At 66.3% G+C, this 14,866-nt stretch carries 16 protein-coding genes and 1 pseudogene; 7 read left to right on the top strand and 10 right to left on the bottom strand.

Going from position 1 to position 14,866, the window contains the following annotated elements:
• The first annotated feature begins 8 nt into the window (after positions 1-8).
• Positions 9-911 (top strand): VOC family protein, encoded by a 903-nt coding sequence (locus tag ACQEVJ_RS11770; protein WP_433100083.1) that lies wholly within the window; start codon positions 9-11, stop codon positions 909-911.
• 501 nt (positions 912-1,412) lie between these two features.
• Here ACQEVJ_RS11770 and ACQEVJ_RS11765 read toward each other — a convergent pair.
• Together ACQEVJ_RS11765 and ACQEVJ_RS11760 are read right to left on the bottom strand one after the other, a co-directional pair.
• Positions 1,413-2,402 (bottom strand): HEAT repeat domain-containing protein, encoded by a 990-nt coding sequence (locus ACQEVJ_RS11765; RefSeq protein WP_433112666.1) that lies wholly within the window; start codon positions 2,400-2,402, stop codon positions 1,413-1,415.
• Positions 2,403-2,423: 21 nt separating this feature from the next.
• The gene (locus tag ACQEVJ_RS11760) at positions 2,424-3,092 is read right to left on the bottom strand and encodes a HEAT repeat domain-containing protein (protein ID WP_433100081.1); all 669 of its coding nucleotides are present in this window, start codon (positions 3,090-3,092) and stop codon (positions 2,424-2,426) included.
• A gap of 227 nt (positions 3,093-3,319) precedes the next feature.
• Here ACQEVJ_RS11760 and ACQEVJ_RS11755 point away from each other — a divergent pair, with 227 nt between their 5' ends.
• Positions 3,320-3,598 carry a hypothetical protein gene (locus ACQEVJ_RS11755; RefSeq protein ID WP_433100079.1) on the top strand — a complete coding sequence of 93 codons (279 nt, stop codon included), beginning with the start codon at positions 3,320-3,322 and terminating at the stop codon, positions 3,596-3,598.
• A gap of 194 nt (positions 3,599-3,792) precedes the next feature.
• Here the strand turns inward: ACQEVJ_RS11755 and ACQEVJ_RS11750 are convergent, their stop codons facing one another.
• Together ACQEVJ_RS11750 and ACQEVJ_RS11745 are read right to left on the bottom strand one after the other, a co-directional pair.
• The gene (locus ACQEVJ_RS11750; protein ID WP_433100077.1) at positions 3,793-5,610 is read right to left on the bottom strand and encodes a tetratricopeptide repeat protein; all 1,818 of its coding nucleotides are present in this window, start codon (positions 5,608-5,610) and stop codon (positions 3,793-3,795) included.
• 325 nt (positions 5,611-5,935) lie between these two features.
• Positions 5,936-6,145 carry a PF20097 family protein gene (locus ACQEVJ_RS11745; RefSeq protein ID WP_433100075.1) on the bottom strand — a complete coding sequence of 70 codons (210 nt, stop codon included), beginning with the start codon at positions 6,143-6,145 and terminating at the stop codon, positions 5,936-5,938.
• 586 nt (positions 6,146-6,731) lie between these two features.
• Between ACQEVJ_RS11745 and ACQEVJ_RS11740 the strand changes: the two genes are divergently transcribed.
• A complete protein-coding gene (locus ACQEVJ_RS11740; RefSeq protein WP_433100073.1) occupies positions 6,732-6,860 on the top strand; it encodes a hypothetical protein in 129 nt (42 codons plus the stop codon).
• Positions 6,861-7,359: 499 nt separating this feature from the next.
• Here ACQEVJ_RS11740 and ACQEVJ_RS11735 read toward each other — a convergent pair whose 3' ends face one another.
• Positions 7,360-7,731, bottom strand: coding sequence for a DUF5997 family protein (locus ACQEVJ_RS11735; protein WP_433100071.1), 372 nt, complete (start codon positions 7,729-7,731; stop codon positions 7,360-7,362).
• Positions 7,732-7,786: 55 nt separating this feature from the next.
• Between ACQEVJ_RS11735 and ACQEVJ_RS11730 the strand changes: the two genes are divergently transcribed.
• Complete coding sequence (locus tag ACQEVJ_RS11730) at positions 7,787-8,515, top strand: LysR family substrate-binding domain-containing protein (RefSeq protein WP_433100069.1); 729 nt, start codon at positions 7,787-7,789, stop codon at positions 8,513-8,515.
• Positions 8,516-9,524: 1,009 nt separating this feature from the next.
• On the opposite strand, the gene ACQEVJ_RS11725 is transcribed toward ACQEVJ_RS11730, so the two are convergent.
• From ACQEVJ_RS11725 to ACQEVJ_RS11715, 3 genes are all read right to left on the bottom strand, one after another.
• Positions 9,525-9,773 carry a hypothetical protein gene (locus ACQEVJ_RS11725; RefSeq protein ID WP_433100067.1) on the bottom strand — a complete coding sequence of 83 codons (249 nt, stop codon included), beginning with the start codon at positions 9,771-9,773 and terminating at the stop codon, positions 9,525-9,527.
• Complete coding sequence (locus ACQEVJ_RS11720) at positions 9,774-10,118, bottom strand: DUF6247 family protein (RefSeq protein WP_433100065.1); 345 nt, start codon at positions 10,116-10,118, stop codon at positions 9,774-9,776.
• A gap of 455 nt (positions 10,119-10,573) precedes the next feature.
• The gene (locus ACQEVJ_RS11715; RefSeq protein ID WP_433112663.1) at positions 10,574-10,960 is read right to left on the bottom strand and encodes an AQJ64_40280 family protein; all 387 of its coding nucleotides are present in this window, start codon (positions 10,958-10,960) and stop codon (positions 10,574-10,576) included.
• A gap of 582 nt (positions 10,961-11,542) precedes the next feature.
• Between ACQEVJ_RS11715 and ACQEVJ_RS11710 the strand changes: the two genes are divergently transcribed.
• The 3 genes from ACQEVJ_RS11710 (at position 11,543) to ACQEVJ_RS11700 (ending at position 12,587) form a co-directional block, all read left to right on the top strand.
• Positions 11,543-11,683 carry a hypothetical protein gene (locus ACQEVJ_RS11710; RefSeq protein ID WP_433100063.1) on the top strand — a complete coding sequence of 47 codons (141 nt, stop codon included), beginning with the start codon at positions 11,543-11,545 and terminating at the stop codon, positions 11,681-11,683.
• A 236-nt stretch (positions 11,684-11,919) separates the two neighbouring features.
• A complete protein-coding gene (locus ACQEVJ_RS11705) occupies positions 11,920-12,159 on the top strand; it encodes a hypothetical protein (RefSeq protein ID WP_433100061.1) in 240 nt (79 codons plus the stop codon).
• A gap of 230 nt (positions 12,160-12,389) precedes the next feature.
• Positions 12,390-12,587 (top strand): tyrosine-type recombinase/integrase, encoded by a 198-nt coding sequence (locus ACQEVJ_RS11700; protein ID WP_433100059.1) that lies wholly within the window; start codon positions 12,390-12,392, stop codon positions 12,585-12,587.
• Positions 12,588-12,765: 178 nt separating this feature from the next.
• Here the strand turns inward: ACQEVJ_RS11700 and ACQEVJ_RS11695 are convergent.
• Both ACQEVJ_RS11695 and ACQEVJ_RS11690 read right to left on the bottom strand, forming a co-directional pair.
• Positions 12,766-13,238: pseudogene (locus ACQEVJ_RS11695) on the bottom strand (IS5 family transposase); the annotation flags it as partial.
• A gap of 58 nt (positions 13,239-13,296) precedes the next feature.
• Entirely contained in the window at positions 13,297-14,853 is a 1,557-nt protein-coding gene (locus tag ACQEVJ_RS11690; RefSeq protein WP_433100057.1) for an alpha/beta hydrolase, read from the bottom strand.
• Positions 14,854-14,866: the final 13 nt, after the last annotated feature.

Below are 14,866 nucleotides of genomic sequence, written 5' to 3'. Positions count from 1 at the left end.
AAGCGAACATGACAGCGGATACCTTTACGGATTCGACAGCATTCCTCGCCTCAAAGGGCACCGCCGAGGTCCCTCACCCCGGCGGCACGCTCCTGGAGCACCTGCACCGCGTCGCGGCCCAGCTCAAGGACTGGGACGCGCCCGAAGAGGTGCAGCTCGCCGGTCTGTGTCACGCGGCCTACGGCACGGACGGCTTCGACCACCGGCTCCTCGGCCTCGCCGATCGGGCCGCGCTGGCCGAGGTGATCGGGGCCCCGGCCGAGGCGCTGGTGTATCTCTACGCCTCCTGCGACCGCGCGGCCACCTATCCCGCTCTGCGCTTCGTAGACCGCTTCACGGGCCGGCCGATTGCCCCCTCCGACGCCGAACTCCGGGCGTTCATCCTGATCACGGCCGCGAACGAGATCGACGTCGCCCGGCACAACGCGGACATCCGCGCGAAACACGGGGCCGCGCTTCACGCGTTCTTCGCCCGTAACCGGGACCTCCTGCCACCGGTCGCCTGGGAGGCCGTCAAGGAGACCTTCGCCGTCCGCATTGCGAGCCTCGATCACCTGGTCCTGACCGTGGCCGACATCCCCCGGACGATCGACTTCTATCGGGACGCCCTCGGAATGGAACCGGTGACCTTCGGCGGTGGCCGCCACGCGCTCGCCTTCGGCTCCAGCAAGATCAACCTGCACCAGGCCGGGCACGAGATCCAGCCGCACGCCCTCCGCCCCGTGCCGGGCAGCGCCGACCTCTGCCTGATCACCCACTCGCCCCTGGATCAGGTGGCCGCTCATCTGACCGCCGCGGGCGTACCCATCGAAGAGGGTCCGGTCCCCAGGACCGGCGCGCTCGGCCCGATCACCAGCCTGTACATCCGGGACCCTGACCACAACCTCATCGAGATCTCCAACTACGACTGAGGAAGCAACCCTGGTTCAGCCGGGACAGCCGTACCGCGACGTGCCGGCTCAGGCGGCGAGGATCCAAGGCATCATGCCCCAGTGCCGCCGCCTGCGAATGCTGAATGGGAGTTCAAGTCAACGATCCGTTGCATTTGTTCTCCAACAAAAACAACTTCCGCCGGGCTGCCGGCTGGACTGAACAAGATCGCCCACGTCGGCTGATGGCACATGGATGGCACGAAGCCCCGTAGCGAGATCGCTACGGGGCTTCTTCTCGCAGGTGGCCGGTACCGGATTCGAACCAGTGGCCTGAGTCGGCAGGGCAGCGGACCTGTCAACGCGCCACATACCAGGCAGACTGATGCACCTTGTCGGCCGGCTGATGACCCAGACGCGCCAATTCGACGAAGCCGAGTTCGCGCTGTCTCAGGCCATGGACGACATGAACGATCGCCGGTTGCCGGCTTCTCCTATGCCAGGGGCGACTCACCACGCACACAGCACCCTAGGAAAGATCCGTTATCGTGCGTTGCGTAGCTTGAGAATGTATGTCGCAGTAAGCGCAACGGCACGGTCTTCGTCATTTGACAGATCTGCGAGGGCACGTGACGTCGTGATCCCCGGGATGTCCGCGAGCGCCTGTGTCAGCCGTCGACGTGCAGACGATTCAACGGTGCCGTGGGCGAGGCAGTCAACGAGCCTGGTAGCGATCTGATCCGCCAAGGCGGGATCGCTCGCCAGCGCGCTCAGCGCATCGGCTGCATCGGCGTCGTTCGCCCCCTCGACGATCATGTCGATGAGCGTCGGGACCGCGTCGGCTACTCCACGTGCCCCGAGAGCCAGAGCTGCACACCTGCGGACCACGATGTCGGAGTTCTTGAGGGCGTCCCGCAGCAGTGCGGTCGCCTCACCGTTCGGGATCTCGGCGATGGACTGGACGGCACGTTTCCGCACCTCGGCTACTGGTGAGCCGAGGCCCTCCGCCAGCAGTGCCACTCCGCCGGCGCCCGATCGCGCCAGAGCCCATCGAAGGGCTCCGGCGACGTTCGGGTCCGTCTCGCTCAACGCTGCCTCGACCAGAGCCTCCACTGGCACCGGAGCCTCTTCGACCGAGGACAAGGCCGCGCGCTGGCGCTTCCCAGCGCTCTCCGACCCCAATGCCTGGAGGAGTGCCACGATCCGGAGGACGTCCTCCCAGTCGGCGGGTTCCGCGGCACCGATCCGACGAAGTCGCGTGAGCAGCTCCGTCTCACCGGCGATGCGTTCTCGCGTCTGGCGGATGAGGTCATCGACGAGCTCCGCGGGTGTGAAGCCGGGATCATCCAGCGCGCGCCCGACTTCACGCAGCGACAGCCCCAATGACCGCAGGATCTCGATATGGAAGATTCGCCGGATGTCCTCGCTGGAGTACTCTCGATAGCCGGCCTCGGTACGACCCGTTGGCCGCACCAGGCCGAGCGACTCGTAATGCCTGAGCATGCGGGCGCTGACCCCGGACCGTCGTGCCACATCACCGATCAACACTGCCCATCATCCCTCCTGGCTGGTCGTGCCGAGGGCTGCGATGCGCTTCGCCTCCTCGATCGCGAACTCGAATCCCGCATCAGGATTGCGCAACAGCCGTTCCGTGGCGATCGCGTGCTGACGCACGCGAGGGTCGAGATCCGTCATCGCGGCGCGCAGGATCGGCATGATCACCTCACCGAGCGCGATCAGTGCCCGGCTGAGGCTCAACTGGGTCTCACGCTCGCCGCGCCCCAGCTGTGTCGCCAGCACTCCGGCCAATTCGGGTTCTTCACCTTCGGGCACAAGTACGACCGCTGCTCGCCAGGCGCTCCGCGCCACCTCGTCGTCGGCGTCGGACAGAAGCGCCCGTGTGATCGCGGGCCACGCCTGCCGATCCCCGATCTTGGACAGCGTGTGCAACGCCTGGCTTCGTGCCTGCGCACGCTCCGAGCGAAGTTCATCGATGAGCTTCGGGACCGTCAATGATGACGAGTGGCGGGTGAGTGCCCACGTAAGCATGTCTCGCACGTAGAAATCGGGCTCGATCGCGCATCGTTCTATGAGCTTGTCGATGAACCGCGGGTCTGGAGTCGTGCCGACCGCCAGCACTGCCTGCAGCCGCACCGACGAGCTGCTGCTCTCCAGCCCCTGGAGAGCTCGCATCGTGTTCGTGTCCTCTTTCGGCGTGGTCATCCGGATCACCTCCTCGACACAGTGAAGGCCTTGTCACTGTGTCAAGGTCAAGCGGGGCCACGACGTGAGATGGCCAGGCACCCTCTGCCCACCGAGTCCGGCGCTTCTCACTTCGACACGATCGGAAGCGACGCGAGCGTCAAGACGCACCCGGCGCTCGATGAGCGACGCGCCGTCGTCGACGAGTTGGCGGTTACGGCGGCGCGGCGCGCCACCGCTTGGTCCCCATGAGAACAGTTCCGCTGCACATCAATCTTCTGGAACTGAACGACATTGCGGACGACCGGATCCGTCTAAAGCAAATCCTCGCTGCCCTTGCCGGTTGGCGCGGTCACCCAAAGATGGGCACGCTCAACATCGCAGGTGTGAGGTGGTTGTCTTGGGCAGTCGATGCCGCCACATCGGACAACAGCGGACTATGGGCCATCGGCGCCTTGGCGTTGCTTCCCTCTGTTTCCTCGGGGCTGATTTCGTCGCGTTATTGGGGACTTCAGCAAGCCGAGTGATTGATGCGCGCCGGGGGGTTGCACAGCGCTCGTGAAACTCGTTGGCGTGGGTTTCGCGGCCAGGACCGTCCACCACCGTCCGAGCCTGTCCATGGCCGTCGTCACCCAGATAGTCACTCAAAGGTCAGAACCACTAGATCTAAACGATGGGTCTACGCGTTCGGTCCAGTCGACGCCGCGCCGAGGCCATCCGGTCAACCGGTGCAGCGGTTGACCGCGAGGGATTTGTTCGCATCCTGGTTGCCGAGGGACACCGCCGTGTTCCAGTCGGCACAGGCGGCGCCGGTGTCGCCCAGCCGGGATTCGGCCACTCCACGCCGGTAATAGGCGTCGGCGTATTGGGGGATCAGTCCGATCGCTGCGTTCAGATCGGATATCGCCCCGTGCGGGTTACCCAGCTCGATCCCGGCCACTCCCCGGGAGTAGTAGGCCTCTGCCAACTGCGGGTCATAGGTGATGGCCGTGGAAAGGTCCGCGTACGCGCCCGAGTAATCACGCAGAGCGATTTTGATCTTACCGCGCTCGCTGTAGGCGGCTGGGAAAGTCGGAAGCCGCGACACCTCATAGTCGAGCTCGCTGAGTGCCCCGGTGTAGTCGCGGTCTTGGTACTTGATCAGACCGAGGTAGTGATGCGCCAGGACGAAGTCCGGGTCGAGTTCGACGGTGCGCTCGAAATCCGATGTGGCGTCGGTGTAGTTTCCGCCGCGAAACCTGGCGATGCCCCGGCTGTTGTACGTCAACGCAACGCCGGGCTCTTTGGCGATGGCGTCGCTCATGATGGTTTCCGTATTCTGCCAGGCCGTGTTCCGGATGATGGTCAGCGTGGCGAAGAGGATCACGAACACCGCCGTCGCCCCGATCGCGCCGACACGCAGCCTGCGATCGCGGCGCCGGAGCGCTGTCTCCGCGAAATGTCCGGCGATGAGGAAGAGGCCGAGATACGGCAGGTACACATATCTGTTCGCGTGGTAGCCGTCAATGAGGAGCACGGCCTGGGTCGGCGCGATAGTGACCGCGAAGAATCCGAGTCCGAAGACGACGATTCTGCGAGCCGGCCTCACCAGCCACAAAGCGGCGGTCCCGGCTGCGAGCACGAATGGGAAAAGGTAGAGGTACCAGGGGAAGGGCTTGTGGGGGTACTCATAGGCGAGAGACAGGTGGAACGGGTAGACCGACTGCACCAGATGGCTGACCAACGCCGAGCAGGTCAGGAGGATCCGGTCGACAACGGTGTACCCGTGCTGCGGGACCACATCCTGCCGTACGTTCAGCGCGACGAGAACCGTGATCGCGGCGACGACGAGAAACGGGATCTTCTCCAGGAACAGACGCCGGCTCGGCCTGCGGCCCTGCAAATGGTCCACGAGGAACAGCACCAGGGGAACCGCGACGGCGGTGGACTTGGAAAGCGCGGCCAGCCCGAACAGGACCACGGACCAGGCCAACGGCTGCCAGCGCTGCGACCTGATGTAACGCAGGTAGACCAGGAGCGCTGCCAGTGAGAAGAGCGTGGCCAGCAGGTTGCTGCGGGCGGAGATCCAGGCGACCGTGTCGACGTTCACGGGATGGATCGCGAACGCCACCGCGACGAAGTAGGCCAGGAAAGCGCGCTCGGTCAGCCAGCGGAACAACAGGAACACCAACACCACATTGGCCAGGTGCAGTATCAGGTTCGTGAAGTGGTACATGCCGATCGCGCCGTGGCCGAACAGATAGTCGATCGCGTACGACACGTACACCAGCGGCGTATACATGAACTGCAGCGGCGTGGTGAACCAGTGGCCGACGTTGGTCCCGCTGAACTCCCGGATGGAGACGTTGTCCACCACGCCCTCGGGATCGTCGAAATAGATGAAGCCGTTGCCGAGGCCGTTGGCGTGCACGGCGAAGGCTCCCGCGACGATCAGGAACAGAATCTGCCATTGCAGGGAAGGGTTCTGCGTTCTGGCCGTAGGTGGGCGCGCGGCGGCATAACGAGCACCGCGGCGAACGGCCGGGCGAGCGGGCGTCATCACACGCCTCCGGTGAGCATCGTCGCTGTCGGGCGTCCCAGTCCCGCCGGCGTTCTTTTCGCCGGCTTTCCGGTTGTCCGCGACGAGGCCGAAGGCGGGCGTTCCCGGAAATCGTGGACCGTGTCGGACTGTACGCCGCACTGATCGAACCCGGTACCGACTGCGGCCCGCTTCCTCCGGCAGAGGGGCCTGATCAGGCGAGTTTGCCCAAGGCGGCGAGGTCGTCGTCTGAAAGGATCAGATCCGCGGCCGCCATGTTCTCCTCCAGATGGGCATGGCTCAAGCGACAATTCGTCGGGCGCCCGAACGGTAAGTGCGATCGAGCTCAGTGGCCCGGAATGACCACGGTGCCGCAGTCGCCGCATCGCAGGGCCGCAGCGCTGTGGTTGAAGAAACCACTGGTCAGCAGCACGCCGCCAAGGTCGCCGAGCACGTCCGCCTGCTTCTTGAACTTGACCCCGGGCGATCTTCCCACAATCACCCCCGGTTCCATCGCGTTCGTGCAGACGGGGCAGGAAAGGGCAGAATCCGTCATAGGTCGGAGCCTACGTCGGCGGACAGCTTTGATCGCAGCGGCTGGGGGGTCGGTGCTCTTGTGACCTAGCCGGCGATGCGGCCTACGGTTTGGCCAATTGCACGATCAAAAGGATCAAGATTCAAAGCTGATGACACGAAGCCGCGTAGCGCGATCGCTACCGGCTCATTTTCGCTGGTGGGCGGTACTGGGTTCGAACCAGTGACTGACCTGCGGGCCGACCTGGTGCGGCGCTCCCCTGCCGCCCGTCCTCGACATGGCGTAATGGCACCTCGATCTTCCCGTCCGCCTTCTGGACCGTGGCGGGCGGGACGGTAAGAGGGGCCGGAACAATGTTATGGCGGTGCCGGATCGGCGGGGGCGGACCATGAAGGGAGCAATTACGGTGGCCCGCTATTTGGGAGAGGCATGCCCCTCACCCCGTTCTTCCCTCCCATTCCCCTTCGTGGTCCGCGAGAGGTCCCCGTCGATTCGGCTCCATAACGATTGAGTAGGCCACGGCCTACAGCATCAGCCATCGCCAGGGGCTCTATAGACAGACCCGGCGCGAGACCGAAACACTCGAATTCCTCGACGGTTCTGGAGCGTGGCAGTGTTCGGTATGGGCGTCATCGAGATCTTTACGGTTATCATCGGCCTTGCTGTGCAGTTCGCGGTGGTCTACCTCGCCGTGAGGCTGGCGCTTCGCCACGATCGGAAGCGGCGCGAGCAGTAGTGCGCTCATAGCGGTCGAGCAGCGGCGGCGCGGCCACCTGCCCCGCGCTCATTGGGTTCTGGCGGATGTGGTGCGGCGTCGGCCTCGCGCGAGAACGGCCCCCAGGCCGCACGCGCAGCGCGGGGATCGGCGCTAAGCCGTGGCGGCGGCGCGGGCCGCGCCGCCGCGCTTGATCCATACAGGGGCAATTCGGAAGGAGTAGTTCAACGGTATGGTCCCGCCATGGCTCTCATCGACTGGCGGAGTGCCCCCGATCTCCTCGCCGAGATCCTGTCCTGCGCCAGTGCGGGCAGGCACCCGACGCCATAACGGACACCAGGGCCGCCTGGGCGGCTTTCACAGGGTTCGCTCAGACGAAGCTCACTGGTATTGGCCCGCCGCGAACCGCATCGCCCCAGTCCCAGTGCGTAAGTTCCTTGGTTCCTCGGCGCAACGAGGACCTCTCGGCGGCTCATTCGACGGGCTCGCCCCGGTCGGAGACGCGCAGAATCTCAGCTGTCTAGCGTTGCTTGAGGCGGAGTGCTTCTTTGCGGGCCTCGGCCTGGATGGACCGCTCGCGCTCCAGCCACGCTGGGTTCTCCGCTTTCAGCGCATCGATCTCGGCGGTGGTGAGCGGTCCGGTGATCCCGCCTCTGATCAGGCCGGAAATGGAGACCCTGAGCTTCGCGGCGATGACCTGCTTGGGGTGCGGGCCGTTGCGGCGCAGGTCAGCGAGCCAGGCGGGTGGCGTCGACTGCAACTCGTTCAGCTCGTCCCTGGAGACGACACCCGCCTGGAACTCGGCGGGAGTGGCCGAGAGGAGGACACCCAGCTTCTTGGCCGCGGTCGCGGGCTTCATCGTCTGGATGGTCTTCGGTTTGGGCGAGGTCATGACGCCAAGAGTAGTCAGTCGGAACGGGTTCCCCTGACATCGATACCCTGAGGAAGTGAATGATGGGGAAACCGGCAGGATGTTCCGGCTGGCGTACGTGCCCGGGGTGACACCCGCGAAATGGGTCAACATCTGGACCGAGAGGATTCCCGATGTGCCGGTTACCCTGGTCGCGGTTCCCGCCGCCGAGGTGGTGGAACTCCTGCGGGATGGCGGCGCCGACGCCGGATTCGTCAGGCTGCCGGTCGACCGGGACGGGCTCAGCGTGATTCCTCTCTACGTGGAGACCACGGTGGTCGTGGTGCCCAAGGACCACGCGGTGGCCGCCGTCGACGAGGTGGCCATCGCCGACCTGACCGACGACGAGATGCTCCATCCTCTGGACGACACCATCGAGTGGACGGTCCGGCCCGGGCTGCCCGCGTTCACCCGCCCGGCCACAACGGCGGAGGCGGTCGAGTTGGTAGCGGCCGGCACTGGGCTTCTCCTGGTTCCGCAGTCGCTGGCACGCCTCCACCACCGCAGGGATCTCACTTACCGGCCGGTGCCGGACGCGCCGCAGTCTCAGGTCGCGCTGGCCTGGCCCACGGACGCGACCACTGACCTGGTGGAAGATTTCATCGGCATCGTCCGCGGCCGGACAGTAAACAGCTCGCGGGGCCGTACCCCCGCCTCCCCTGCGGAGAAACCGGCACGGCGGCAGGCACAAAAACCCGTACAGAATGGCTCCGGCCGCCGGGCCGTGCCGGCCAGCCGTAAAAGGAAGGGCTACCGTCCTCGGTGACCTGCAGCCCCGAGCCTCCGGTTCGGACCCGGCACGACGAGTTCGGCCACGCGAGGAAGGTCCTCGTCCTCCGACTCGGGCCACTGAAACCCGTTGCCGGTGGTCGGGGAGCGCCACGGAGAATTGACCGTTGGCGTGAGTCCTTATCGGCCGTCGCAGCGGGATCTCGTTCGGCATGGGGAAACCATGATTGTCCCGAGGCGGGCAGCCCTCGTCGCCGTACTAACTCTCGTGGTCATCCCATCCACCGCCTTCACCACCCCGCAGACGGCGCCAGAACCGCGCAAGCGATCACAGGCCGCGAGCGCGGCCCTCGCCCGGCGCATTCTGGCCCAGCTCAGGGTCGCCAGGCCCTTAACCATCCACGGCTACAGCCTCAATGGGAGCACCGCAAGGGCAAGTGCAACACGCGGGAAATGGTTCTGGCCTGCGACGGGCGGCGCGTACGCCGTAACGCGGCCTGCCGCCCGGTCAAGGGGCTCTGGTACGGCCCGTACGACGGCAAACGGCTCAAGAGCGAGAAGCAGGTGGACGTCGATCATGTGGTGCCGCTCGCCTACGCCTGCGCTCGGGCACCAAACGGTGGAGCCAGGCCAAGCGGCGCGCATTCGCCAACGACCTCACCCGCCCCGAACTGCTCACCGTCAGCCACTCCGCCAACATCGTTAAAGGTGGGCAAGGCCCACAGAGCCGACGCCCGCAACGCCGCGGTTACTGGTGTCGGTACGCGACCTCGTGGAAAAGGCCAAGATCCAAAGCTAATGGCACGTTAATGGCACGAGCCCCGTTTTCCCTGATGGGAGACGGGGCTCTTTTCAGAGGTGGGCGGTACTGGGTTCGAACCAGTGACCCCTCGCTTGTAAGCCAACCCAGAAGGGGCGGGACCAGCACCGGCGCCCCGACCTTGGCGTACGGTCCATCGTTGTCCACCGCTGTCCGGGCTCGTCCACTGCGGTTGTCACCCAGATAGGGTCACGTCCAGCGCGCCGCGCCTGCCTCACGCCAGAAATTAGATCCACTGCACGCGAACGATGTACACCTCGCGTTGGGGCTCTATGACTAGATAGGTCACCAGCCCACGCTCTCCGAACGGCATAACCCGCATGTTGCCGTCGGGCTTGCTTGGCGACTGCGGTCCACCGGCCCAGGGCTCAAACTCAATCAGGTCCAGTACCCCGGCCAGATACCGCAGGGCATCGTCCGGCAGGGCCGCGATCTGTTCTTGAGCGACAGGATCGGGCTCGACGATCGAGTACACCTACCGCTCGACCTCGCGCTCCGCCAGCAGCTGGCGCCACGTCTTGCCACCTCGAGGAATCGGTTTGCCGCCGTCGGCCAGTTCCTGTACGTGGGCAGCCCGCTCGTAGATGTCTCTGCGGCCCTGCGGATCTTTGACCGAATCGCACGCGATCAACCACCAGGTGTGGATGAACTCGCTCAACCGACCGAGGTCCAGACTCGCGCGGACCTCAGCCAGGACGACGTCAAGACCTGCGTCGAACCCATCTCGGTCCTGTGGCACGACCAACGCTCTACGGATTGCGCGCAGATTCTTCTCCGGAAGAGGACCTTCGGGAGTGAACTCCTGTGGTTGCGCGCTCATGCCGCCAGTGTACGTACGGGTGCCCAGCGCGGCCCAGCCAATCGCAATGACTCCCAAGCGTGGTTCGCCCTCCGGACCCAGCTCTACCGTCCTCGGCGCCTCGGCACCAGCAGGGACGGCCCGAGCCGAGCCCCCGGATGGCCAAGTAGCTTCAGGCGAATGCGCCGTGCAGGCCGAGTTCGCGCATCAGCCGGGCGACCGTGCAGCCGCCACCTCGATCCCTTCACGGTGCAGTTGCCGCCAGGCGGGTGGCGATGCCACACCACTGCTTGAGCGTGTTGAATCAGTGTTCGACCACCTTCCGTAGCTGTGGACGCCTCGGTCGAAGGCGAGTGGCCGCCCGCCTCGGCGGCCTTTGCGCAGCCGGTTGCGGACCTGGTTGGCGCGTTCGGGGATGGTGGTGCCGGTGCCATGCTGGCGTGGCTCATGGGATCGCGAGCGCGCCATTAACGCCGTTATGTCCCCTCGCCCAAGGCGTTCGCGCGAGCGGTCTTCGCCTCCTCGCCCACCAGGTAATGCACGGTCATGCCCGGCAGGGTGGGCAGCTCGGCCCAGTGGGTGATCGGGTCGTCACAGGCCTGGGGGTCGTCACGGTGCCGGCCGTAGGGCAGGCGGACGACACCGTCAGAGTCGACGAAGCAGTCGTGGTACTCACGCCCGTCCTCAGCGAAGTGACGGGTGGTGAAGTACATCGGCCTCACCAGCCAGAATTCCTGCCCGGCGTTCGGATCACGCCCGTCCACATCGTCGGACGCGAAACGGCCCGTGATCGCGGCGGCCACGGGCATTCCGTCCCCCGGCAGCCTCTGCCGTGAGTCCACCCACTCCACCTCCGCGCACATGTCCATCCCGGCTCCGATCTTTTGTCAGGTACGGCCGTCCCCGGCGCGATCGATACCCGCGCTCCACCATCCGCCGGGGAGCGAAGGAGAAGCACGTCGAAGACAGATCTGGCGGGCACGCCAAGCCGTCATCGCCAACGTGCTCCCGAGCAGAGGAACACCGGGAACACGATCGCGGCCAGTGCCGGCGCTTCCCTCCGCGACCTGATGGCACGCATGGGCCATGACAGCGTGCGCGCCGCGACGATCTACCAGCACCGCACGGCGGAGGCGGACAAGGGCATCGCCGACGCGATGAATCGCAAGATCAAAACAGCCAAGATTCCAAGCTAATGGCACGTTAACGGCACAAAGCCCCGTGGTGTGATCGCTACGGGGCTTGTTTCTCTGGTGGGCGGAACAGGGATCACCCTCCGTCCATGATGCACGGTTCCCGCAGTGGCAGGAGTCGGAGGCAGCTTGAAAGCCCGAACCAGAAGTATCTTGCAACGTTCCGTCCCTCGGGAGCGATTGACCGAGGGGAGCCAACTCCCCTTACCACAGACGTCACCAACGGTGACCACGGGCTGAGCGAGGGATGACATGCAGGTCAACAACTTTGGATCAATCACCAACCAGACCAACATCGACCGCAGCTTCGTCTCCCCCAGAGCCGATCTTGATGCTGGAGTCGCACAGCTCAAACAGCTGATGGCAGATGCCAACGGTCAGGGACGGGCTTGAGCTGGAGGAGTCGGGCTGCTGGGCTCTGCCTGGGTCGCGGCAGGCGGGAAGATCAGGCCCACCTCAGCCACTACGGATCCGGCTCGTGCTCGTCACGATCATCCCGGAGCTGAGGCCCCCGCCGGAGGCATCAAAGTCCTCAGCCCCGCGCCCATCGCGACGATGTGTGTCATGCCGGACCAGAGCGGTTGGTGTACGTGAATCGCCAGGTCGGGCACACTTGATCCTCCCCCCATATGGAGGATCAAGTGGCGGTGATTGGGACAGCTGAGGCCCTGCTTCTGTTGGTGCTGTGGGTCGTTCCGGCAGTGATGCTCTTCTTTCTCATCTACTGGGCGGTCCGGCTGGCGATCAGGCACGAGGGGCGGCGGGTGCCGAGCCTGCACGAGCGTGTGACGGCGGAGCGCGAGGCCCAGCGTCGTGAATGGGCGGAGCGCGAGGCTCGACGGAATGTGGAAGCGCCCAACGAGCTGTAGACGGGTGGTCTCGTCAGGCAAGGCGGGGCCGCGATATGACAGCGGCGCGAGCTGCTGGCGGCCGGGACCGGCCCCCAGGCCGCATGCCCGGCCGCCGAGCGGGAGCAGGGCCGCGAGGCGGCGCGGAGCGCCGCCCCTGACCAGTTCACCGAGTCCGAACCGACCTCCCTCGTCTTCACCGGGGCCAACGGGGGCATCCTGCGGCGCAGCAACTTCCGGCGGGCCGCCAAGTGGAGCGAGACGACCAAGAAGTGGGCGTCCCCGGGCTCCACTTCCACGATCTTCGCCACACCGGGAACACGATCGCGGCCAGTGCCGGCGCTTCCCTCCGCGACCTGATGGCACGCATGGGCCATGACAGCGTGCGCGCCGCGATGATCTACCAGCACCGCACGGCGGAGGCGGACAAGGGCATCGCCGACGACTGAGGCAACCATCAGCGGCGAGCTTTGGAGGTAACTGCTGGGCGTTCGGCCCGAGCCGCTGGCGGCCGGGACCGACCCCCAGGGCCGCATGCCCGGCCGCCAAGCGGGCGTAGGGTCCCGAGGCGGTGCGCAGCGCCGCCCTTGACACCTAAAAGAAAAATCGGCAGTAGTGCAGGCACTCCAGGCAGAACGCCAGCGGTCGTCCAGCGCCGTCACAGGCCAGATGGATCTCGCTGGTCAGCCCGCCGCGGGATCGGCCGAGGGCGTGATCCGTCTCCTGCCCGCGCGGGTGCCCCCTTTCGGGCGCCGGCCGCGTGCTGGTGCGCCCGCACGATGGTGGAGTCCACCACCACCAGCCAGTCGATGTCGCCGCGTGCATCGGCCTGGGCCTGCACCGCCTGCAGCATCGCGGTGAAGGTGCCGTCCAGCGCCCAGCGCCGGAACCGGGTGTACAGGCTCTGCCAGGACCCGTACCGCGGCGGCGCATCCCACCAGGCCACCCCGGTACGGATCTTCCACACGATCCCGTTCAGCACCCGCCGGTCATCCTCCCGCGGACGCCCTAACCGCGCCGCCGGGTGAAACGGCCGCAACCGCTCCCCACTCTTCATCACCCAGCTCATGACGCCGAACCGCCCCACGATGATCCCCTATCTAGATCACCTTGGAAGACAGGTCCTAGATGGTTGAGGCAAAGCTGATGGCATGACGGTCAGGGCCGGGGGCCGTCGCAGGAGACGTCCTTGGCCGGCAGGGTTCCCTTGATCAGGAACGCGATGGTGGCCTTGTCGGCGCAGGTCGAGCCGGTGCCGTAGACGTAGTGGCCGCCGTGCTCGACACCGAGGAAGCCGGCGCGGTCACCCAGGGCCCTGCGCATTCCCCGGCCCGCGGCCCACGGTGTGGCGTTGTCGCGGCGGTTCTGCAGGATCAGGATGGTACGCGGACCGTGCGAGGTGATCTTGACCACCGGCTCGATCGGCTTCTGTGACCAGAAGGCGCACGGCAGGATGTTGTTGGGCATGCCCGCGCTCAGCGGGTATTTCGCGCGGGCGGCCGCGGTGGCGTCGGCGTAGGAGTCCACCTCTCGCGACCAGGTGGTGTCCCCGCAGAGCATGGCCAGGACCATGGTGGCCTGGTTGTCCGCCGGCACGCCCTTCTCAGCCGGGGTGTCGGCGAGAATCTGCCGGAGCACGGCGACGTCCGCGTCCGCCGGGGCCTTGCCGGCGGACAGGTCGGCCGCCGCCTTCCAGAATTGGGTGAGCGGGGCGAGCATCTCGTTGCGCTGCAACATCTGGTACGTGACGCCGCGCAGCAACGCACCGCTGATGGCCACCGGTGTGCCCGGCATCATGGCCGGCTTCCGGTCGAGGCGGTCGGCCAGCGCGAGGAAGGTGTCGGTGACCTCGCCGGCGGTGCCGCCCAGCCCGAGGTCGGCGTCGTCCGCCGCGGCCACGCGGGCGGCGTCCGGGAACCGGTCGTTCATGCCCTGGTTCCAGGTGTTCAGCATCTTCGCCCACACCTTGCCCGGGTCGACGTTGCCCTCCAGCACCATCCGGTCGGTGTTGCGGGGGAACAGCGAGGCGTAGACCGCGCCGAGGTAGGTGCCGAAGGACTGGCCCCAGTAGGAGATCTTCCGTGCCCCGAGCGCCTGGCGGATGCGATCCATGTCGCGCGCTGTGTTCGCGCTGTTGAAGAAGCGGAGCTTGTCACCGATCGTGGCGCACTGCCGGGCGACGGCGCGCGCGGTGGTGACGTTGCCCTCGATCGAGCCGCCGGCGCCGGGGTAGGGGAAGATGGTGAGAAGGCTGCTGCCGGACAAACCGCAGCTCATCGGGGTGCTGTGGCCGACGCCGCGCGCGTCGAACCCGATCAGGTCGTAGGAGTCCAGCACCCCCTTCGGGAGCGTGAGTGCCATCTGGCCGGGCATGTCCAGGCCCTGCAGTCCCGGACCACCCGGGTTGAACAGCAGGTCGCCGCGCTTCTTGCCGTTCTTGGCGGTGGCGATCCTGGAGACCGCGACGGTGATGGTCTCTCCGTCGGGGCGGCGGTAGTCCAGAGGCACCTTGACCGTGCCGCAGGTTTGCCTGGGGTCCCGTTTGGCGCCCGGCGCGAGTTCCGGGCACTCACCCCACTTGATCGAAGTCTGGACGTGACCGGCGGTCGCCACGGCCCTGGCGCCGGCCGGCTGCCCGCCGATCACTGCCCCCGCTGCCGCGACCGCGGTCAGGGCGCCGGCGACGACGACGCGTGCGCGGATGGTGTTTCCCATGGTGCTGTCCTCC

This window comes from Microbispora sp. CA-102843 (assembly GCF_050936215.1).
Classification (GTDB): Bacteria; Actinomycetota; Actinomycetes; order Streptosporangiales; family Streptosporangiaceae; genus Microbispora.
The sequence above is the reverse complement of the archived record's forward strand: the minus strand, read 5'-3'. Positions and strand labels throughout refer to the sequence as shown.